The organism is Paralcaligenes ureilyticus, from assembly GCF_004346225.1.
Taxonomy (GTDB): domain Bacteria; phylum Pseudomonadota; class Gammaproteobacteria; order Burkholderiales; family Burkholderiaceae_B; genus Paralcaligenes; species Paralcaligenes ureilyticus.
This window is the reverse complement of the sequence record NZ_SMAJ01000013.1, coordinates 35,494-57,154: the sequence shown is the minus strand read 5'-3', so window position 1 is coordinate 57,154 and position 21,661 is coordinate 35,494. Positions and strand designations below refer to the sequence as shown.

Annotated in this window: 16 protein-coding genes and 1 tRNA gene; 7 read left to right on the top strand and 10 right to left on the bottom strand. The window is 58.8% G+C overall.

Features of this window, described 5'->3' with window-relative positions:
- Complete coding sequence (recX, locus tag EDC26_RS14965; protein WP_132584055.1) at positions 1 to 516, bottom strand: recombination regulator RecX; 516 nt, start codon at positions 514 to 516, stop codon at positions 1 to 3.
- A gap of 57 nt (positions 517 to 573) precedes the next feature.
- Complete coding sequence (gene recA, locus EDC26_RS14960; RefSeq protein ID WP_132584053.1) at positions 574 to 1,653, bottom strand: recombinase RecA; 1,080 nt, start codon at positions 1,651 to 1,653, stop codon at positions 574 to 576.
- 1,053 nt (positions 1,654 to 2,706) lie between these two features.
- Between recA and EDC26_RS14945 the strand changes: the two genes are divergently transcribed.
- Complete coding sequence (locus EDC26_RS14945; protein ID WP_132584047.1) at positions 2,707 to 3,609, top strand: recombination-associated protein RdgC; 903 nt, start codon at positions 2,707 to 2,709, stop codon at positions 3,607 to 3,609.
- Between the two features lie 276 nt (positions 3,610 to 3,885).
- Here the strand turns inward: EDC26_RS14945 and EDC26_RS14940 are convergent, their stop codons facing one another.
- The 3 genes from EDC26_RS14940 to EDC26_RS14930 form a co-directional block, all read right to left on the bottom strand.
- The gene (locus tag EDC26_RS14940; protein ID WP_132584045.1) at positions 3,886 to 5,178 is read right to left on the bottom strand and encodes an aspartate carbamoyltransferase; all 1,293 of its coding nucleotides are present in this window, start codon (positions 5,176 to 5,178) and stop codon (positions 3,886 to 3,888) included.
- A gap of 147 nt (positions 5,179 to 5,325) precedes the next feature.
- Positions 5,326 to 5,823 carry a hypothetical protein gene (locus tag EDC26_RS14935; RefSeq protein ID WP_132584043.1) on the bottom strand — a complete coding sequence of 166 codons (498 nt, stop codon included), beginning with the start codon at positions 5,821 to 5,823 and terminating at the stop codon, positions 5,326 to 5,328.
- A 98-nt stretch (positions 5,824 to 5,921) separates the two neighbouring features.
- Complete coding sequence (locus EDC26_RS14930) at positions 5,922 to 6,551, bottom strand: SecDF P1 head subdomain-containing protein (RefSeq protein WP_132584041.1); 630 nt, start codon at positions 6,549 to 6,551, stop codon at positions 5,922 to 5,924.
- Between the two features lie 203 nt (positions 6,552 to 6,754).
- Between EDC26_RS14930 and EDC26_RS20175 the strand changes: the two genes are divergently transcribed.
- Positions 6,755 to 6,892, top strand: a complete 138-nt coding sequence (locus EDC26_RS20175; protein WP_165931045.1) for a hypothetical protein — start codon at positions 6,755 to 6,757, stop codon at positions 6,890 to 6,892.
- A gap of 56 nt (positions 6,893 to 6,948) precedes the next feature.
- Here EDC26_RS20175 and pbpC read toward each other — a convergent pair whose 3' ends face one another.
- Positions 6,949 to 9,171 (bottom strand): penicillin-binding protein 1C, encoded by a 2,223-nt coding sequence (pbpC, locus tag EDC26_RS14925; RefSeq protein ID WP_243700934.1) that lies wholly within the window; start codon positions 9,169 to 9,171, stop codon positions 6,949 to 6,951.
- Between the two features lie 15 nt (positions 9,172 to 9,186).
- A complete protein-coding gene (locus EDC26_RS14920) occupies positions 9,187 to 15,162 on the bottom strand; it encodes an alpha-2-macroglobulin family protein (protein WP_165931044.1) in 5,976 nt (1,991 codons plus the stop codon).
- 178 nt (positions 15,163 to 15,340) lie between these two features.
- Here EDC26_RS14920 and EDC26_RS14915 point away from each other — a divergent pair, with 178 nt between their 5' ends.
- Positions 15,341 to 15,622, top strand: a complete 282-nt coding sequence (locus EDC26_RS14915; RefSeq protein WP_132584039.1) for a hypothetical protein — start codon at positions 15,341 to 15,343, stop codon at positions 15,620 to 15,622.
- Positions 15,623 to 15,716: 94 nt separating this feature from the next.
- Here EDC26_RS14915 and EDC26_RS14910 read toward each other — a convergent pair whose 3' ends face one another.
- The gene (locus tag EDC26_RS14910; RefSeq protein WP_243700933.1) at positions 15,717 to 16,391 is read right to left on the bottom strand and encodes a carbonic anhydrase; all 675 of its coding nucleotides are present in this window, start codon (positions 16,389 to 16,391) and stop codon (positions 15,717 to 15,719) included.
- On the opposite strand from EDC26_RS14910, the gene EDC26_RS20170 reads away from it, so the two are divergent.
- The 4 genes from EDC26_RS20170 to EDC26_RS14895 all read left to right on the top strand — a co-directional run bounded on the left by EDC26_RS20170 (position 16,390) and on the right by EDC26_RS14895 (position 18,687).
- Entirely contained in the window at positions 16,390 to 16,641 is a 252-nt protein-coding gene (locus EDC26_RS20170) for a hypothetical protein (RefSeq protein WP_165931040.1), read from the top strand. The two genes, EDC26_RS14910 and EDC26_RS20170, sit on opposite strands and share 2 nt — an antisense overlap.
- Positions 16,642 to 17,085: 444 nt before the next feature.
- Positions 17,086 to 17,164, top strand: a tRNA-Ile gene (locus EDC26_RS14905).
- A 101-nt stretch (positions 17,165 to 17,265) separates the two neighbouring features.
- Positions 17,266 to 18,435 carry a benzoate/H(+) symporter BenE family transporter gene (locus tag EDC26_RS14900; protein ID WP_132584037.1) on the top strand — a complete coding sequence of 390 codons (1,170 nt, stop codon included), beginning with the start codon at positions 17,266 to 17,268 and terminating at the stop codon, positions 18,433 to 18,435.
- A gap of 21 nt (positions 18,436 to 18,456) precedes the next feature.
- Positions 18,457 to 18,687 (top strand): DUF3820 family protein, encoded by a 231-nt coding sequence (locus EDC26_RS14895; protein WP_132584035.1) that lies wholly within the window; start codon positions 18,457 to 18,459, stop codon positions 18,685 to 18,687.
- 164 nt (positions 18,688 to 18,851) lie between these two features.
- Here EDC26_RS14895 and EDC26_RS14890 read toward each other — a convergent pair whose 3' ends face one another.
- Positions 18,852 to 20,240 (bottom strand): MmgE/PrpD family protein, encoded by a 1,389-nt coding sequence (locus EDC26_RS14890; RefSeq protein ID WP_165931043.1) that lies wholly within the window; start codon positions 20,238 to 20,240, stop codon positions 18,852 to 18,854.
- Entirely contained in the window at positions 20,237 to 21,646 is a 1,410-nt protein-coding gene (locus tag EDC26_RS14885) for an FAD-dependent oxidoreductase (RefSeq protein WP_243700932.1), read from the bottom strand. The genes EDC26_RS14890 and EDC26_RS14885 overlap by 4 nt, the downstream gene beginning before the upstream one ends.
- Between the last annotated feature and the right edge of the window lie 15 nt (positions 21,647 to 21,661).

Below are 21,661 nucleotides of genomic sequence, written 5' to 3'. Positions count from 1 at the left end.
TCAGAAACCGGCGTCGTTGTCCGGGTCGCCCAGTATCTGGCGCAGACAATTGGCGGAGAACCCGCGTGAGGCCAGAAAACGGAACTGCCTGGCGTATTCCTTGACATCGCCCGGAGGCTGCGAGAATTTTTTTTGCCAGACCTGCCGTGCACGCTGGACTTCGGTGGACTGCAGCTCAGCACGCAACTGTTCAAGTTGTTCGTCGGCCAGACCGTGCTGCCTGAGCTCTTGCATGATGCGCGCCGTCCCCTGAAGCGGCGCCTTGCGGTGCGCCAGACCCTGCGCGAAGCGCGCATCGGACAACCATTGTTCGCGCTCCAGGTCGTCGAGAACGCGCTTTAACTCGGCCGGATCATCGACATGCGGGGCCAGTTTGCGCTCAAGTTCGACACGCGAATGTTCGCGGCGAGAAAGAAAGCCCACGGCCCGGGCTTTAAGGCTGGGCCCGGGTTTTTTCTTGCCCTGTGGCGAAGCCAGCTGCTCGAACGCTTCGTCTTTATCGATAACATCTGGCATAAGAACGACCCAAATGAACGACCCAAATGAGCGACCCAAATGAGCGACCCAGGTCGCCTACTTGGCGGCTTCGGGTTCAGCCTGGACCGGCGCTAGCGCTGGCACCACGGCTCGCGCCTTGGCGACTACCCCCAATTGCTCACGCACCCGATCTTCGATTTCGATAGCCATTTCGGGATGCTCTTTGAGATATTCGCGCACATTATCCTTGCCCTGGCCTATGCGAGTGCCGCTATAGCTGAACCACGCACCCGCCTTGTCAATAATATTGGCTTCGACGCCCAGATCGATGATTTCGCCTTCGCGCGAAATACCGTTGCCGTACAGGATGTCGAACTCGGCCTGCTTGAAGGGCGACGCCACCTTGTTTTTAACCACCTTGACGCGGGTTTCGTTACCCACCACTTCATCGCCCTTTTTAATGGCGCCGATACGGCGGATATCGAGCCGCACCGAAGCGTAAAACTTAAGCGCATTGCCACCTGTGGTGGTTTCGGGGTTGCCGAACATGACGCCGATTTTCATGCGGATCTGGTTAATGAAGATGACCAGGCAATTGGTGCGCTTGATACTGGCGGTCAGCTTGCGCAAGGCCTGGCTCATGAGGCGAGCCTGCAAACCGGGTAGCGAATCGCCCATCTCGCCTTCGATTTCGGCCTTGGGCACCAGCGCCGCCACCGAGTCGATGACGATAAGATCAACCGACGCCGACCGCACCAGCGCGTCGGTAATTTCCAGCGCCTGTTCACCCGTATCGGGCTGGGAAATAAGCAGGTCGTCCAGGTTCACACCCAGCTTGGAAGCGTACTGGACGTCAAGCGCGTGCTCGGCATCGATAAACGCGCACGTGCCGCCAATTTTCTGCATTTCGGCCAGGACCTGCAGGGCCAGCGTGGTTTTGCCCGACGATTCAGGGCCATAGATTTCCACCACCCGGCCGCGCGGCAAACCACCGACACCCAAGGCGATATCAAGCCCTAGCGAACCCGTGGAAACCACCTGAATGTCGTGTTCGACCTCGTTATCGCCATAACGCATGACAGACCCTTTGCCAAACTGTTTGTCGATTTGCGATAAGGCGGCAGCAAGTGCCTTGGCGCGCTCAGAAGCAGCGGCTTTGCTAGTTTTGTCATCCATGTAGGAACCCTTGGCTAAAAATTGAAGACGAGCGCAAATCGCGCCCAAACCATATTCTGGAAGTGATTATCACATCAAATTATACTGTATGAATAGACAGTATGTTAAAAATATTCAAGATCAAACGGTTATTTTCGGAAAGTGCGCGATGGCAGCCACAAGGGCTGCCCCTACAAAAACGTGGCCGTGAATCATGTAGCGGCACCCCTTGTGGGTGCCATAAACCTTCACATCCAAAACCATTCCCACAACACCCATAACGCTCAATACACAACACATACAAAAGTTATTTTAATCGTTTAAAACCGCGGTATTCTCGCGTACGGACACTTCTGGCCTGGTCAGGTTGCATATCCCATAATGGATTCGCGTGCACGGATTAGCATGCCATCCGGCCACGGGCTTACCTATACAGGCCCGCTCACCCATCCGGACATGTCACAAGGTTCGGGCTTTATTTCCAATAAATATCGCAATACGATACTTTTCAGGCGGACGTCAGGGTACCGGGCTAGAATCTGGAACGTAGGTAGGGCTTGCGAATCCGGACGGCGGAACTATTGATCCCCCTGTTCAACCGTCCCGCAAGTTGCTCTCTATCACTATGTTGCGCTCCCCGCGAGCCTTTTTATGGCGCAACATCGTGTGCTTGTGTATCGGCCCGGTGCTTAGGCAGTCCGGGCCTTTTTTTGCCTTGAACCACCCCAAGGCAAAATGTGCCCCCTCGGAGGCAGCGAGGCGCGCAGCGATGAAGCGTGGGGGCTTATTTTTGCCGCCGGGCCGCCCCAAGGCAAAAAGCGCCCCCTCGGGGGGCAGCGAGGCGCGCAGCGACGAAGCGTGGGGGCTTATTTTTGCCGCCGGGCCGCCCCAAGGCAAAAAACGCCCCCTCGGGGGGCAGCGAGGCGCGCAGCGACGAAGCGTGGGGGCTTTTTCTACCGGCATAGTTCGTGCTGAAAATAGGCTTACAATCGGCGGGCTTCCAAACCCGGCGACGACCGTCTCCGCCGCTGCCCGCTTCACGCAACTTTTCTTACCCCAATTCAGATTCAAATTATGTGGTTTAAAAATCTTAAAGTATTCCGCCTCGCCCCCACCTGGTCATCCACGACCGACGAACTCCAGACAGCCCTAGAAAAACACGCTTTCCAACCCGGCAACTCGCAAGAGATGCAAAGCCTGGGCTGGGTGCCGCCCCGTGAAAACGGCGGGCTGGTGCACACGCTCGACGGCCAACACCTGATCAGCCTGCGGGCCGACAAAAAACTGTTGCCCACGACCGTCATCAACCAGGTGGCCCGCGCCAAGGCGCAGGACATCGAGGAGCAGCAAGGCTACAAGCCGGGCCGCAAACAAATGAAGGAAATCAAGGAACAGGTCATCGACGAACTGACGCCCAAAGCCTTCAGCATTTATCGCGATACCCGTGTCTGGATCGACACCCGCAACCATTGGCTGGTCGTGGACGCGGCGGCGGCCGCCAAAAGCGACGAGGTAATGGGCATGCTGGCCAAAGCGATCGATCCTTTTCCCGTCAATTTGCTGCACGTCGAAATATCGCCCGCCTCGGCCATGACCAGTTGGCTCATCGGCGACCAGGCACCTGCGGGCTTCACCATCGATCAGGACACCGAACTACGCTCGACGAGCGAAACCCGGGCCGCCGTTCGCTATGTGCGGCAAAGCATCGACATCGCCGACGTGCAAAAACATGTGCAGGCCGGCAAGCAGTGCACACGTCTGGCGCTCACCTGGGCCGACCGAGTGTCGTTTGTACTGACCGAAGGGCTGGATATCAAACGCGTAACGCCTCTGGACGTCTTACGCGAAGGCCAGGAAAACGCCTCGCACAACGACGACGAACAGTTCGATTCGGACATGGCATTGATGACAGGCGAGCTGACGCAATTGATCAGCGCCCTGGTCGAGGCGCTGGGCGGCGAGAAGAAAACGGTTTAGGGTATTGACGTGGGCCGGGTGGATTGTGCGCTGAAATGGCACCCACAAGGGGTGCCGCTACAAAAACGTGACTGTTCGTCATGTAGCGACAGCCCTTGTAGCTGTCATATCACAACCTGGCGCCATGGGTGAATTTCAACAACGGTAGCGCCTTGACCGGCCACGGCGCGGGGATAGAAGGTTCTAAGCAAGAAGAGATTAATGCGAAAGGACGGATGCCACCCACAAGGGGTGGCGCTACAGGGTGGCGCTACAGGGTGCCGCTACAAAACGCAATCAGTCCAGGCCGTGGAAAACGCTATCGTCGGGGCCCAGGTGCGACGGGGGACTCCAGGTCACATCGCGCAGCGAATGCTGCACCAGGCCCTCGACGCCCAGCAACACGGCGAAAATGGCCATGCGCACAGGAATCCCGTTATCGGTCTGCCGGAAAATCGCCAGCCGCGAATCGTGATTCAGGTCGACGCTTAAATCATGCGCACCTTCCCGGCTGTCGCGCGGCAAGGGATGCATCACAATCACATCAGGCCCGCAGCACTGATCGACCATCGCCTTGTTGACCTGAAAATCGGCGGTATAGCCTTCCACCTCCTCGCCCACAAAACGCTCTTTTTGAACCCGCGTGGCATAAATCACATCGGCACCCTTCAGGCCTTCCGCCAGGGAATTCGTCTGCTCAATGGTATGGCCCAGCCTGCCCGTCTGTTCAAGAATGTAATCCGGCATTTCCAGACCCCGTGGCGACACCAGCGTAAAAGTCAGCCCACGATACAAAGCCAGCAGCTTGATCAGCGAATGCACCGTACGGCCATACTTCAAATCCCCCACCAACGCGATATGCGCGCCATCGAGCAATTTTCCCAAGCGCGAAAACTCGGTCAATATGGTGTACAGATCCAGCAGGGCCTGGCTGGGGTGCTCGCCCGGGCCATCGCCGCCGTTGACGACTGGAATGTTCGTGGCCTCGGCGAACTCGGCCACCGAGCCTTTTTCCGGGTGGCGGATAACCATGGCGTCGACATAACCGCTCATGACCCGACTGGTATCGTAAATGGACTCGCCCTTGGCCATGGACGAAAAGGTAAAGCCCGTGGTGTCGCACACCGACCCGCCCAAGCGGCAAAACGCGGCGCCGAAACTGACACGAGTGCGGGTGCTGGCTTCGAAAAACAAATTGCCCAGCACCGCCCCTTCGAGCACACGCGACACCTTCTGGCGCCGCGCAATCGGCTGCATCAAATCGGCCACGCGAAAGAGTTCTTCAACCGACTCACGCGAAAACTGATCCACCGACAAGAGCTGATGCTTGCCCTGGTAGGCAATTCGATCACGCAAAGGCCCTGACTGTGCGCTTTGCGCATACTTTTGCAGCAAGGAGTCGTTTTCCACGATCTCCGTGACGAAACGGGTCACGACTTCGGGCATGGAACGAAACTCTTGCGAACCCTCCGGCAACAGCCAGGTATCCAGTGCACGCCGCTTGACACCGATGCGCGTGGCGAAAATATCGCGAGTAAGATTCAGGCGGCGCATCGCGTCGCGCAAAAAGACCTGTTGTGAAACGGACATATCACCTCACAAGTATATATACGCAAAGCGTATATTTTATTCTTGGGAAATGAAGTTGGCGAGCATAATTTGACGAATGAATCAAAAAAACATCAGCCGCTATTGTGTCGGCTGTGCCGACCACGATGGCAGCCACGAGGGCTGCCACTACATCACGTGGCGTTTTAAAAAAACCGCATCCAACTGCCCGGGCGCGTAAAGCTCGGGGGTCCGGCCCGACTGGTCCTGGGGCGTCATGCCACGCTCGTCAGAGGACGGCGCCAGGTCGGTATCGTGCGACATGAGATTGGACACACCCAGGGTAAGCCAACACCCCATCACAAAGGCCATCAGGCTCAAGGTATAGGCCACCAGCGCACAAAACAGAGGCACCCAATGCGAGCGCCTGGCGTGGCCGGTAATGAGCTGGGTAAAGAGGCTGGCATGAACCAGATAGAACCAGAGCAGAGCCAGGCCGCAAAAAGCCAGACCGGCGGTGAAAGCCGTGAGCGGCAAACGTAAAACGGCAGGCGAAAAATCGCTTTGCACCAGACCGAGCGAACACAGGAGCACGACCAGCACGCCCAGCCCGTTGATCCAGGCCAGAAACTTGAACCCCAGTGTAAATACGCCGCTTAACGCCTGGTAGGCGGGAACTTGCCTCATCCGATCCGAATCCGTAGTGTCCGCCACAAGCCGCCACCCCTGTTGCTGCCGCCTGAACCCAAGCCCGGCAATTTATCCATGATACGCGTGCATCGGCCTCAACGCACCGGTGTAGCGCTAGAAGGAGCCGACGGCGCAAGACTGGTCGCGTCCGGCGCCGCCGCGGGCTTTGAACCGGAGCCTGCTATGGCCTGGGCCGCCGCCATGGCGTTTTGCTCGGTTCCCACCACAAAGACCAGCTGCGATGCCGTTATCGGCTTCGAATATCCCGGAGCGGCCATCATGGTGCGCCCTACCACCAGGGCCAAGCGTTTGTTGGGATTTTGGGTCGTGATGTCCGTAATTTTTTGCTTGCCCGTGCTATTCAAGTCGAGCGCCAACAATCCGGTTCCCTGCTTATCGGCCCCCGCACGCACGCTGGCCAGATCGGTGCGCGTGATAACCGGCCGAGGGTTCACATACAAGGTGCCTTCGGAAATTTTCACGGCAGTCCAGCCCGCCTGTACTTGGGTATCGGCGAGAAAAACGGCCACCGGGGCGCCTTGGGTAGCGGCTTGCGGAGCAGGTGTCGGCTGCGGGACGGCCTCCGGGGTAGCCTGCGGCGTGGCGGCTTGCTCGGGAGGCGATATGGCCGCTGTATTTTTCTTGCCCGGCACGGACTGGCAAGCTGCCAGCAAGATCAGGCTGCCCGGCACAATAATGCGGCCCAGCAAACGAACGATTTTCATGGATACCCCTCATAATTCACTGCAGTATAAAAGTTTAACAGGATGGCTTCTGTGCTCTAGCCAACATTTGTCAATTTTTAGGTGCAAATATTAAAAGGCATGACACGGCAACCAGGCAGACGCAAAAATGGCTCGCATTTCATGAGTACGTAAGCAGGAACCTGCCATAATCAATTGTTTTTTGAATTGTTTTGGAGAGCCTTGTGGCTGACAACAAACCTAAATTTTCTGCCGGAATGGTCGTCGCTGTCATTACCGTGGTATTTGCGCTGGCCTTTGGCGCGATCATCGTCCACGGGCAAAACATGATTTCGCAGCAGGAAAGTGGTAGTCGTTCTTAAAAGTGTTGTGCAAGTCTTGCGGCGATGGCACCCACAAGGGGTGCCGCTACACAAACCTAGGGTTGCGCCAGGTGTTTGACCTGTGCGCCCCGCACTTCAATGAACACCCGATCCAGCACTTGGCCGCTTGCATCGAGCAATTCAATGTCATGCTTGCCGGGCCACGGCGCCCAGGGTAGCTCGGCGCCCTGTCCAATTACCTTCTGATCAATTCGCCATTGCACTCGTGCCGGCAGCCCTCCGGCCAGATTGGCCGCGCGCAGCCAGATCTTCTGATTGACGAAAGGGATGTCCGGGTCCAGGGCCACAATCGTGCCGCTCACGGGCCGGGCAATATGCAACGCATTCGAATCGACCCGCACCCTGTCGGCGCTCAAATGCACACGGCTAACCGCGGTATCGCCCAAAAATACGTCTTGGCGAGCGGGTTCGACATTGTCATCGAAGACCACCGACCGCGCGGCAACACCAGGCGGCCTTGGCGGCTGCACGCTGTCCCGAGCGCGCTGCAGATAGCTGATGACATCGTGCCAGATGGGGCCCGCGCCCGATACGCCCGACACCTCTCGCATGCTATCGCCATGGCTATTGCCCACCCACACCCCTACCGTATAGTGCTGCGACCAGCCTATGGTCCAGTTGTCGCGCATGTCTTTACTGGTGCCCGTCTTGACGGCAGTCCAGAATGGCGTGGAGAGCGGGCTATCCAGGCCGAAAGTGCGCGTGCGCGCATGGCGATCCGATAAAATATCGCCCACGATCCACGCCGCGGCCGATGAATAAACTCGTTGCGGCACCGGTGTTTCTGCGTCCGGCGCAAATTGCGGCGCCGAATACAACCCCTGATTGGCAAGCGCCCGATACGCATTGGTCAGGCTTAGCAGCGTGACATCGGCACTGCCCAGCGCCAAGCTATAGCCGTAAAAATCGCCATTGCGATCCAGCGGCAAACCCAGCGCCACCAGCTTTTGTTGAAACGCATCGGGGGTCACCATCACCAGCGCGCGCACCGCCGGAATATTCAGCGACGAGGCCAACGCAGTACGCACACTCACCCAGCCTGAAAAATGCTTGTCGTAGTTTTGCGGTATGTACATCCCATTGCCGGTCGGCAGATTGACCGGGCCATCGTTAAGCAATGACACGGTGGTCAAACGCTCTTGCTGCAGGGCCTGCGCATACAGGAAAGGTTTCAGGGTAGAGCCGGCCTGACGCAAGGAACGCGCATTGTCCACTTGGGACGTTAGCGACAAATCGCCCGACGAGCCCACGTAGGCCAGGACCTGTCCGCTGCGGTTATCCAGCACCACCACCGCCGCATCGCGCACATTGCTCGCTTGCAAAGCCCGCACGTTGCGATCAACGCTATCGATCACAAAGCGCTGCAACGCGCCATCGATCGACGTCGTAATGGCCTGGCCAGGGCCAACCCGATTCCGCCCCAGCACCAGTTGGGCAAACTGCGGCGCCAGACTGTCGGTATCGCTTCTGGGTGCCGACTTGTGCAGCAGGCTGCGATATATAAAATCGCCCAGCCCGTCGCATTCCCGAGGCACGCCCATGGTCTTGAGCAGGCCGCAGGCGCGTTGCGTCAGTACCGATCCAGACGCGTTGGGGCCACGCAGCAAGACGGCGGCCACGGCCGATTCACGAGCATCGAGCCCACTGGCATGCTTTTGAAACAGCACCCGGGCCAACGCGTCCACGCCCACCAGTTCGCCGCGAAACGCCGCCAGATTCAGATAGGCTTCGAGAATCTCCGGCTTGCTCCAATGCTGATCGAGCGTGCGAGCCTCGAGTACCTGGTCGATTTTCTGCAAAACCGTGCGGCCCGAGCCGCTGCGAGCGTACTCGGCGTCAAGCAAGGCCACCAATTGCATGCTGATCGTCGAGGCGCCACGATGCCGGCTGTGCCACACATTGCCCCAGGCCGCAGCGGCCAGCGCCTCCCAATCAACCCCCGCATGGCTGTAAAAACGGCGGTCTTCAGAAAAGATGACGGCGCTTTGCAAAGCGGGCGAAATATCGCCCAAAGCCACCCAGTCGCCGCGGCGCCCCTGATAATCACGCCGCACCCGCTGCAAAAGCCCGGCATGGCGATCCAGCACCCGCACATCCGAGGCGCGATACGCCTCCTTGACCTGCTGGTACGAAGGCAATGCGGCGAGCGCCGGCGCGCATGCCAGCACGCACGCAGCGAGCGCACTGGCCGTCAACCACCGGCCTGGCCGCCGCCCCATCCACCTTGACGGCTCCATGGCCTGTACAGTCGCACGCATCAAATCGCCCCCCTACTACGGCTGCTTATCGGCCCGTACGGCCACGCCAGCGCTATTGGGCGCCACGCCGAACACATCCGGCTGATACATCGCCTCGATACGCGTGGGCGGCAACTTGAACTGCCCGACGGTATTCAAGCGCACGGTGTACTGGACGCTGCTCGCACCCTTGGGCAAGTATTCATAATAAGCCCGATAGGAATCGAAACCGCGTTCGATAAAGCTCGGCCAGGCTTCGTTGTCGGCTGTCTCGGTCGTCGCGGAAATCGAAGAATCGCGCCCCAGCCCACTGCCCAGGATGGTCGCCCCTCCCGGCACCGGGTCGGTCAGCACCGCCCAGGTGGTGGCCGCCTCGGCCACAATATCCAGCTTGACGCGATACACATCGCCGCGCGACCAGACGCCCGGCGTTGCCTGAGAAACCGGCGTCACCGTGCGCGTAATCCGATAGCCCGCCATCAACGGTTTGATCAGAGGCACCGCCGCCATGGACCGCACCGTCGCCCAGCCTTGCCCCGCGCCGTTTTGCTCGATCAGCAAGGTATCGGAAGATGCCCTCCACGGTCGAAACACCTGCCTGGACCGGATCCCGGCCTTTACAGGAATAGCGCTCCAGTTAATGGTCTGGCCTTGCTTGTCAGATTCCAGGCGCAACAGCGTTTGACCCGAAATGGGCGTTTTTTCGTAATGCTGCGCAAATTTCTCCAACGCCAGGCTGCCCATCAGATTGGCGGTCGTCGTGCGCCAGGCGCCCCGAACCTGCGCACGCAACAAGCCTTGCACCATACGCGGCATGTCTTCGTCCCAGCCCGGCTGCCCCAGGGTGGTCAGTATCAGGCGAGCCATATTGACGTCCGGGCCGACCATCAGCCACCACCAGTTGTTCTGGGTATCGTCGGGAAAAACCATTTCCGTGCCGCGCACCAGCATGCGCGCCTGAAGGATTTGCGTCGCCTGCGCCAATCGCGCCGCCCGATCGGGAATGGACGGCACCCGTTGCAACAAAGCCAGCCAATCGATCACCGCCGAAGTCGGCCAGCTATTGGGCTTGATCGCAATGCTATCGAGCAAACGGGCATTCACCGGACCCACGCGCGACAAGGCTTCCAGCGCGAGCAGCTTGCGCACATCCAGGTCTTCCTGCGGCGACCAGTAGCGACGCACGATTTTCCCCTGAACAAACGCCAGCAGGCCGCGCTGCATCGATGCCTGGACAGCCGACGGCAAAGCAAACGGCAGGCCCAGCGCCTGGGCCTCGTTGCTGGCCGCCAGCACGTAAGCGGTCAACACTTCGCTTCCATGGCGCATGCCTGGAAAATACATCAGCAGGCCATCGCTATCCAGATAGTTGGGCAGGCCTTGCATCAACGCCTGCCAACGCTTGACGCTGCGAACCCCCAGCGCCACAGAGCTGAGCTGCTCGAGGCATGTGTAAGGGTAGTTCAGGAACCACTGCTTTACGCCCGGCAAACCGCCCGCCAATGAAGACTGCAGCGTAATGACCAGCCCGCCGCGCGCATGGCCGTCGGGACCGGCCAAGGCGCCCTTGGGCACGCCGACGGGCAGGCGGGTCAAAGGTTGACGCGCATCGACGGACAACAAGGTGGCCTGCATGGCCGTGACGGGCACGCTGGGCACCAGGGTTTGAGTGACGGACAGGCGATCGGACGCGGGCGCCGCCACCGCGCCGACATCGGCCAGTTCGTGTGCCTGCATCGTCCACTTCAACGTACTTGAGCCCTCGACATCGCTATTGGGCGCCCGCACCGTCCAACTGGCCACCCGAGCGGCGCCGGCCGCGACCTGCAGCGTTTGCGCAGCCAGCGACTGACCCGCCATGCCGACGGCGCTGACGCCCGCACTGACCTCGACCTTCATCGCGCGCGAAGTGGTGTTGCGCACCGTCACCATGGCCTGGTAGGTATCGTCGGTTCGAACCAGGGCCGGCAAGCCGGAAATCAACTGCAAATCCTGAGTGGTCGCCACGCTTGTGCTGCCCGTGCCAAAACGCTGCGCGCCGTAATCGGCCACCGCCACAAATTTGAACTGCGTAATGGAATCGTTCAATGGCACGGTTATCTGGGCGCGCCCGTTCTGGTCCAGTTGCACATTGGGCTGCCAGAGCAACAAGGTATCGAGCAATTCGCGGGTCGGGCTTTTGCCTCCGCCGCCGCCCGCCGGCAACGCGTTGCGGCCGTAATGGCGCCGGCCCACAATCTGCATCTGGGCCGTCGAAGTTTCCACCCCGTAGCTGCGCAGCTGGCGCATGGCATTTAGCAGGTCCCAACTATTATTGGGCAATAATTCCAGCAAGGCCTGATCGACCGCGGCAAACGCCACCTGGCCATTGGCGGCGGGCTTGCCGTCAGGCGTATTGACCTGCACCGTTACCGTCGCCTTGCCCCGCACCTGATACGTCTTTTTATCGGCCGTCACCTTAACGACCAGTTGATCCTCGGTGTCGGACACCCGGATTTGCGCCAGGCCGAAGCGAAAGGCCGGCTTGGACAAGTCGACAAACTGCGTCGCCGCGGCGTAAGCATCTTTCCCCGTGCCCTTGTAGGCGTCATACCAGGCCTGCGGTTGTTGCCAACCCCAGGTAAAGAAGGAGTACCACGGCACCTCGCGCACCCGGCCGCGCAGCGCCAGAACGGACACATACACATTAGGCCCCCACTCGGGCTTGATCGGCACACTGACCGTTGGATCAACCCCCGACAAGGTCACCACCTGCGTCGCCAACACCCCTTCGCGCTCAACAGCCACCAGGGCCGTGGCTTCCCGAAATGGCATGCGCACCTGAAAATGGGCCGTCTCGCCCGGCTTGTAGGTTTTCTTCTCGGGAATGACGTCGATGCGGTCGTCATTGGCGCCGCCGAACCAGGCCTGGGCCGTTCCATAGACCCAGATGGTCGTGGCAGCCCGTGAAACGTGGCCCTGGCGGTCGGCCACACTGGCCACCAATTGTATTGACCCGGATTCTTTCAATGCTACGGAGCATTCAAGCAGGCCTTTGTCATTGGTTTGGCCCTGACATACGGTGCCCAGATCGCGCGATTGAGTGTGGCTATCGTAGCTATAGAACCCGCCCACCATACGTTTACGGGTGGAATACCTGACGGTTTGCACGGCCTTGACGGACATCGCCACGTTGGCCTGCGGCGCACCCGCCGGCGTTAACGCCACAGCGCGTATTTTCGTCGCCTCGCCCGAGGTTACCCAACTGCCGGCGCGTATGCCCGCCAGAATAGCGGCCGGCCATACCGGCACGGTTTGGCTTAACGTCTGGATCTCGCCATTCGGATCGGGGAAGCTTGCCTCAAAGACCAGGTCTTGCGGCCGGGAAAAATCAGGCAGCGTATCCACCGTAACGCGTCCGCCGCCCTGGGCATCGAGCACCAGCGCTTTCTTATTCAAAAACAGCGACTGCGTGTCGGCCGGCGACGGCTGCTCGCCGTCCCCGTTCTCATCGACGCTGGACTCTTCTTTTCGGGGCGGATCAAAAGAATAATCGTCGTAACCGTCGAAATAAACACTTTTGGGGCGCGTCACCCCCGACAGGCTTACCGGCAGCTGTCCCGCCGCACCGCCCGACACGTAGGATATCTGCACATCGGCATTGAGCGACTTGGGCGCCACGAGGACCGCATCGCCGACCGCATCCGCAATTTTCAGGCTGCCCGAAAGCACCGGCAACTTGAACTCCTCGACCCGAAAACCGCCGCTGTACAAACTGCTGCTTGCGTCCTGCCCGCCATCGTCGCCGGACCGCGCCGCCTGACTGGCTTTACGCACCAGCGTCACACTATAGTTGCCCAGCTTGGCCGTCTTCGGGATGGCAAAGCGGCTGGCGGCATCGAGCCCGCCCGACGCCGTGCGATGCCACGTCAGAGCTTGATCGTAGTGCTCGCCCGAGCCTTCATGCATAACCACCAGTGTATCGGGAAGCGTGCCGATATCCGTCGGCAGCTCCAGGCCACGACGAGTTTCGTCGCGAACGAAATGCTTCATCGACACGGTCTCTCCCGCTCGCAGCAGGGTGCGGTCAAAGACCGTATGCGCAACCACCGATCGCTTCGGACTATTGTCGGTCGGCACGTTGAAACGCCACGACTCGATGCCTTGATCCCAGGTGGACAACACAAACGCATAATCCGCCTTGTGACGGGCCAGCGGGTGATCGGCCGGAATCCGTGCCGACACAAAAATCCCGCTAAGCCCCGTATCCTCGCATTCTTCATAGCGGGAGAAAGCCTTGGGGTAATGCCACAGGCCCTGCGCATCGGTCTTGCCGGTCGCCAGCAATTGCCCGCTGCAATTCAAAACAGCAATCGCGGCATCGGGTACCACCTTGCCGTCATCCAGCGTCGTCACCCACACCAGGGTATCGTCACGGCCGCGTTTCAGATGCACGCCCAAATTAGTTACCAGCACCGAAGTGCGCACATACATGGGCTTTTGGGAAGCAACCAGCGACTCGCCCAAACGGGGCGATTCGATCTCCAGCACGTGAAAGCCCGGATCGACCGGGATGCCTATCACCTCGAAGGGTCGCACATCGTTCTTCGCCGCGCCGGGCAGGGTCAGTTTGCGAGCCGCGGCCACCGTACCAAGCATCGATATTTCACGGGTATCGACCGTTTTCCCTTTGTTGGAATCCGGCTTTTTATTCGCCATGATTTCCTTTATCTGCGCCGGCGTCCAGTTGCCTTCCTGGAGCCGCGCAACCCGCGCAAACCAATGCAGCACGTCCGCGTCGTCTTGCGGCGTGTAGTCGCTGACCTTGCCGGTTGAGACGCTTAATTCCTTGCTCGCCAAGGCGGCTTCGACATTACGCACCGTCAAGGGCACGCTGGCGGGGTAGTCCGCCTCGGAACCCCCGGTGGGCTGATTCGCAAAGCGCTCAATAACACCGAACGGCGCCGCGGCAAACTTCACCAAAGGCGGAAACGCCGCCGTACTGACCGACAGGGGAAACTGGTCCGCATTGCTCAATGCCCGGCCGGCGTCATCCTTTAAATCGGCGGGCAGCACCAGGCTCATCTGAGCCAGTTCGGGTAAAGGACCATTGAATCGAACCTCGGTCACCGACCCGCTGCGATCCGGTTGCTTATCCTCTATAGGAGTACGCTCACCTGACGGCGTTTTCAAGCGAACCTTCTGTGCATCCTGGTACGAAATACCCGCATTGAAAACAAGACTGACAGGCAGCACCGGGTTGCAGGCCGCGCGAGCGTTTTCACGCTGACAGCTGAACGTCGCCTTGAACGGCGCGCGCACCGTGTAGTTGAGCGGTTCCGCGCTTGTGGAGGCAACCCCTGAAAGCGTCTGAACGCCCGGGCCCACCTTCAATTGCACCTTGGCATCGGCGGGCAAACGGCGCTTGCATTGCAGCAACTGCACCGACGCATCGTCATCGGCGGGAACCGGGTAATAGCTAACCTTCAGAATCGCGTGGCGATCAACGCCCGTAATCAGACGCACCGGCACGGCCTCGCCCAAACCCTCGACCAGACACGAGGCGCTACCCACCAAAGAATCTGCCTTGACCGCGCCGTTGAACTTCAATACAAAAACCTGATCTTCGCTGATATGGTCGCCATCGGGGCGCGAAGAGCTGATGCGCGGGCCGCCCGTCGTAAACGAAAACCGGCTTTTGCCGGTCAGGGCCTTGCCATCCATCGCGCGAAACGCCGGATTGACCGCCGCCGTGCAGCTCACCCCGGCTCCGGGAGGGTTGGTGAACACGTAGGTCCAGCGTCTGGCGTCGACCCAACGGCCCGCGCCCTTGACGCTCGCATCGTTGCAAGTCACATCCAGCGGCGCCGCAACTCGCGGGGCACCAAACTGGACAACAGGCACATCGAACATCGCGTTCACGCTTTCAATTCTGGCGACCTCGCCCTGCGGGGAGAACTGCGTTATTTGGGCCGCCATGACCGTGGTGCCGGACAAAAACAACCCCAAGGCAAGTGTTCTGATCCCAACCATACGACCCTCTTTCTTATTTGCAGGCCGCACGCCTGTTGCAGGCGAGCGCATAGCGCCGATAAACAGCGCCGGGCTTCTCATTTCCCTCGTGTACGGTAGCCTGCTTTATGCAATCTCGCAAGACCGGACGGCAGACTAATCGACATCGCAGGGATACGTTCTTGTAGCGACAGGCCTCGTGCCTGTCATCGACGCAAGACACGATCCGGCTATTAACAGATTTGGCACCCACAAGGGGTGCCGCTACAAAAACTCAGTGCGTATCCGAGTAACAGGCAACCCGATAGTCAATAAAACATTTTTAGACAAGCGATCAGCGCACACGTGGGCTATCCAAACTGAAGACGCGATCAAGCGCGGCGTCTTTGAGTTTGGCAAGCAAGATGCGCCGACGCTACGCAAAGCCCTGTCTACCTACCTGAAAAAAATTACGCCAACAATGGTCAACGGCAGACGGTAGACTGAAGATTGCGTTTTCGGTGATCCCCAGCCGTACACTCTGCCAAACAATAGGGAGAGGCCATTAGCTCATAGATCCGGGTTCCTCCTGATGCTTATGCGACGAGCTCTACCCGCCCTGTTTTGAGATCATAGAGGCCGCCGATGACCTTGACCTTGCCGGCCTGAACCGCCTTGCTCAGTATTGGCGTGGCTTCTTGCAATTGCTGGACGTTCTGTTTGATATTTTGAATGGTAGCCGCGTGAAGCAATGTACCCTGATGGGGTTTGGAAGCGGCGGCGCGTACGGCCGGCATCAGCGCCGTGACGATGCTTTGAATATGGCCTGGAAATTCGGCGTGTTTTTCCAGTGCACTGACAGTCGCACTCACCGCGCCACAACTGGTATGTCCCAGCACCATAATCAGCGGCGAGTTCAGAACTGCGACGCCATATTCCAAGCTTGCCAGAATATCGGTGGTTACATAGTTGCCTGCCACGCGCGTCACGAACAGATCACCCCTTTCTTCGTCGAAACATAATTCGGGGCTGACGCGCGAATCAGCACAGCTCAAAATAGAAGCATAGGGATTTTGCCCACCGGCCAATACTGCACGTGTCGAGGCAAAGCTTCGGCTCTGGGTCTTACCCGAGGTGTACCGCTTGTTTCCTTCCATCAAGCGCTTAATTGCCTGATCGGGTGAAAGTACGTTACCCGGTTTGGGTGGGGATTTTGCGTACGCAACCCCGCCCGCTGTAGATATGCCAAGCAATGAGAGCGCACCCATCATGCCAATGGCAGCCCGCCTGGAAGGCGACGCGGGCGAATTGCCCAGTACGGCACTCTTTACACATGATTTGCACATCATTTATCTCCTTGTTTTGACATCTGACGCCGAACTGGATTTCGGAATAGTAGTATGGGCAGAAACCTTGAGCAAGGTTGTCCCACACCCGACAGAGAAAGAGGCGGCGCACTTAAAAGCTTCAAAAGAGCGCGGCTACTCCATACCGCAGCAATTCGCCCCCGCAAGCCATTAAACACGCCGGCCTAGGCAACCCCACCACTTGCAGGGAGAGCGCTTGGCACAGGCCGTTTTCCGGTGACACTGTGGTGACAATTTCGTGCATCGCGTTGCCGAGTAAACACCCTTAATTTCCACTGTTAAATCATCAATAACCCATTGATAATAAATAGTAATAGTGCAACACAAGCGCCCTTTTCTGTGTAATAACGCTCTTACTGTCTAAAAACAGCGATTTTCTTAATAAATTGCCTCTTTTAGACGGTGATTTTCTCAACAATTTGTCCCCATAGTGTCGGAGTTAGGGAAACAAGAAAAGCACGTATTCTTGGAAGGTCTGAAGCTGGCAAGCCCTTGTCCAGCAACGATCTTCGGATTGTGCGATAATTTCGCGCTTGGTGATGCGGCCATCGTTTTTGCACTTGCAGCACGCAAATAGCCAAGATGGCCGGCCTCATTTGCCCCTCTAGCTCATGCTTGGTTAGAGCAGCGGACTCATAATCCGTTGGTGCCGTGTTCGACTCACGGGGGGGGCACCATCTAGTTATCTAAATTAGAAACCGCCCTCAAGTGTTGAGCATGCCGGTTTTGCGCCCGATAAAAGAATGGCGCCACACGTTCTTAGCCAAGAAGGGCCGCTGTGAGCAACTGGTTCAAGATTTCCCACATTTCTGCCGGCTTCATTGCGGTACTTGTCGGCTACACCAGCTCGGTAGCCATTGTTTTTCAGGCGGCGCACGCCGCCGGGGCAACTCCAGCCGAACTGGACTCATGGCTCTGGGCTCTGGGCGTAGGCATGGCCGTAACCTGCATCGGGCTGTCCCTCTATTACCGCAGTCCGGTGCTGACGGCGTGGTCCACGCCCGGTGCCGCACTACTGGCCACCAGCCTGACCGGCCTGAGCATGTCCGAGGCGATTGGCGCCTTCCTCTTTTGCTCGCTTCTGATAACGGTATGCGGAATCACAGGTTGGTTCCAAAAAATCATGCATTACATCCCGAAGGCCATTGCCTCGGCCATGCTGGCCGGGATACTGATCCGCTTCGGGATGAACCTGTTTACCGCCATGCAGACCCAACTGGTGCTGGTCGGCCTCATGTTCCTCACCTTTTTGCTGGCCCGGCAATGGCTGCCTCGCTATACCGTTCCGCTGGCGCTGGCGGTAGGTATTGTGTGGGCAGCGGTGCAAAACCTTCTACAGCTTGATGCCTTGATCTGGGCTCCTGCGACCCCCGTATTCATGATGCCCAGCTTTTCCGTTTCAACCTTGATCGGGGTCGGCATTCCTCTGTTCATCGTCACGATGACTTCCCAGAATGTACCGGGCCTGGCGGTGCTGCGCGCCAACGGCTATCAAGTGCCGGCATCGCCGCTTATCAGCTGGACGGGAATAACGGGTTTGCTGCTGGCCCCGTTTGGCGGTTTTTCCTTTAATCTGGCCGCCATTACCGCGGCCATCTGCATGAGCAAGGACGCCGACCCCAATCCCGAAAAGCGCTATCTGGCCTCGATATGGGCTGGGCTCTTTTACTTGGCAACCGGTATTTTCGGCGCAACGGTGGTTGGGCTGTTCACGGCCTTCCCTCCGGAACTGGTGGCGGCCATCGCAGGCCTGGCGCTACTGGGCACTATCGGCAACAGCCTGGCGGGGGCACTTGACGAGGCGAGCGGACGCGAGGCAGCCCTGATCACGTTTGTAACGACTGCGTCCGGACTCACGCTCATGGGCATAGGCAGCGCGTTCTGGGGGCTGGTGTTTGGGACTGTTGCGCATGTGATAAGCCAATCCATACGAATCAGGCTCCGTTAGCGGCAACAAAGGCTGGCGACGATGAACCCCGAAGACCTGCAACTCCTGGTGACGCGTACCATGCCTTACGGCAAGTACAAGGGCCGCCTGATTGCCGATCTGCCGGGACATTATCTTAATTGGTTTGCCCGCGAAGGCTTTCCCAAAGGCGAGATCGGCCGCTTGTTGGCATTGATGCAGGAAATCGATCATAACGGCCTATCGCCGCTCTTGGCGCCTTTGAGAGGCCAAACAGGCGCTGCCGACACTTGATGGGAGCTCCACTCGATGGCGAACGAACGTCATGCTTCTGCTGTCAGATGGTGCCGCATAATTCACTGGTATGCCTCTGCAAGTGCCATCTTGATTGGCAACGATTTTGGCAGCCACAAGGGCTGCCACTACACCCGCTACGGACACGTTTTGTAGCGGCACCGTCAGTTGCAGCCAGACGCGCGCAAATCCGCACTCAGGTCGGCGACTCGCGTATCGGGCGCAGCAGCGAGCAATGTATGAATCAGGCGCTGCTGCGCCTCGGGGGCATATAGGTTTTTGGTATTCGATAGAAACTTGGCTTGAATTTCGGTGGTTGATGCCGGCCGTTGTGCGCTGCCTTTGACCTGATCGACGCGTGCATTAATTTTTTTCCCATCATTCAAAGTGATGCTTATCTCCGCCTCGAACTGGGTCGGGAAGTTATCGTGCAACAGCGGAATCCACGATATTTTCCGGGCAAGAGCGACCGCCTGCGCGTTCACCTCGCCGTCGATAAAATGCGCAGCAACGACAGGAATATCAAGAAGAACCAAAGCCAGGCAATACGGCAGGCTGTACTTGGCTTCATTCAAGACCTTCGGCTGCTGCTTGCGTTCCCAAGGTTCGCAAATAATCGCCGCGGCCCCCGCCGGAACACGGCACTCGATGGAGTCAACAGCCAATGTCGAGCCCCATTGCGACTTCAGTTGTTGCGCACACTCAAGAAACGGATGAATGTAATGGCAACACGGAAAGAGCTTAAACGCCGCTTCGCGCAAAAACCAATGCTCGCCCAGGCTTGCGAGTTGCCGCCGCAAGTTGTCGGCGGCGCCCTGCGCGTCGGTGTAGGTGTTATATAAACCGTAACGGCCTTCGTATACCGTGGAGGGCCCTGTCATTCCAGCCGCCGCCAGTTGGGCCGCCAGCGCACCGGCGTGCGCCGCCCAGCCCGGATGCAGCGACTTTACGGTAGAGCCTTCAGCCAGAAACTCGAATATCCCTGATGCCTGACTACCCGCAATGCCTTGCGCAGACACCAGTTCATCACGTGTCGCGCCAGAGGCAAGGGAAGCCATCAACGCCGACACCAGCGTGCCGGCCACCGAAGTGACCTGAAAACCGCGACGCTGAAACGCGCCGGGAGCAGCAAGGCCGACCCGGATCAGGACTTCCCAGCCGATAACGATCAATCGTATTAAATCGGCCAGGGTAAGCGCGTTCTGTTCGGCCGCGGCCAGAGCGCTAGGCACCAATACGGCGCTTCCATGGACGATAGACGCCATATGCGTATCATCGTACTCAAGAGCGTGGATGAATGTTCCATTCAAAAGAGCCGCCGTCGCGGCGGCCGTCTGACGAGAATCGCCCAATACACTACAGCCTCGCATGCTCGCACCCTGACCCTGCACCATGCGATTGAGCATATTGCGCTGGACCGCGCCCGCCGACGCCGCCACGCCCACTCCTATGGCATCGAGGGTATGCAGCCTGGCCAACTCGTTGACGTCAGCGGGAATATCCTGATAGCGCAGCGACAAGGCAAAATCGCTGACGATCTCACTTAAGGTCACGAAGGTTCTCTCTTGAAAGCCGCACGCAATTCCCCGGCAGCGGCTCTACCACCTAAATAACCCAGACCCAACGCGCACAACAGGCCATTGCCCGAGGCATAGCCGGCCGCGCCGGCCCGGCCGCTAATCCCTCCCGCAGCGCCTCCGCCCGCAAACAAATTGGGAATCGGCTCGCCGTCGGCCTTTAATACGCGGCCGGCCGCATCAATCGCCAAGCCGCCTTGCGTATGAAACAGGCCAGGCGTAACCCGGCATATCCAGAACGGCCCCTGCAAAGGCGCCATGCCGAATTTGCGTCGGCCGAAAACATCATCGCCCTGTGCGCCGGCAGCCATCGTATAGGCATCCACCGTCCGTGCCAGGGCCGCAGCCGGTAAATTGAAACTAGCGGCAAGTTCGGCAACGGTCGCCGCCGATTTGATGCCACCGTGATCGGCCAGTTCGCGAAATTCTTCTTCTTTGGAGGCGATCGTTTTAATGCGTTCGTCAAAAATGGCAAAAACCGGCGTTTGCTGCGCAAGCACTTGCCGGGCATATGCGGAATAGCCCAAATCCTCATTACCAAAGCGCTCGCCAGCCGCATTGACCAATATTCCGCCTTTTTCAATTGTGGTCCAGGACAACAGCGACCCATGAGGATAAGCGACCGCCGCATAGCCCTGATAGGCTTGCATATTGGCCAGGCCTGCATCCAATTCGCGGCCCCACCCAACCGCTTCACCCGTGCTGCCCAGGGCTCCAAAATACTCGGCGCCGGCGATCTCGGGACAAAATTCCTTGACCAGAGCACGATTGCCGGCAAATCCGTTACACGCAAGAATAATTTTGGATGCCTTGATTCGAGAGGTTTGAACTCCTTTTCCTGCAACGAGCACTCCCATGACCCGGCCCTGTTGCGATCGCAATAAAGACTGTACCGGGTTGCCGACAGCCAACGGAATATCGCGTTGCGCGACGGCGGCGAGGAGGTCATCCATCAGGTCTTGTCCGCGCCGCGAGACCGGCGCATGCAAGCGCGGAACCGAGTGGCCGACATGGCAGTAATCGGTGATCAGGCTCAACCGCACGCCGACACGATCAACCAGCCATTCGCACAACTCGGCGGAAATCGATACGAGCGCGCGGCTGACGTCGGGCAAATCGTGCTCGCCGGCAATACGCCGCAGGTCGTCCACCATTGTTTGGGCGCTATCGGCGATACCCGCCGCGCGTTGAAAACGGCTGCCCGCTCCCGGAACGGAACCGGTGCTTAGTGAGGTATTGCCCCCGGGCCGGTCCATCTTTTCGACAATGGCAACATCGGCCCCCTCATCATGCGCGGCAATCGCCGCCGCCAATCCGCAGCCGCCCGCACCGACAACAAGTACGTCGACCTCCATGTCCCAAGCATTTTCATTTTTGTCCATAATCTGCGAATTCCT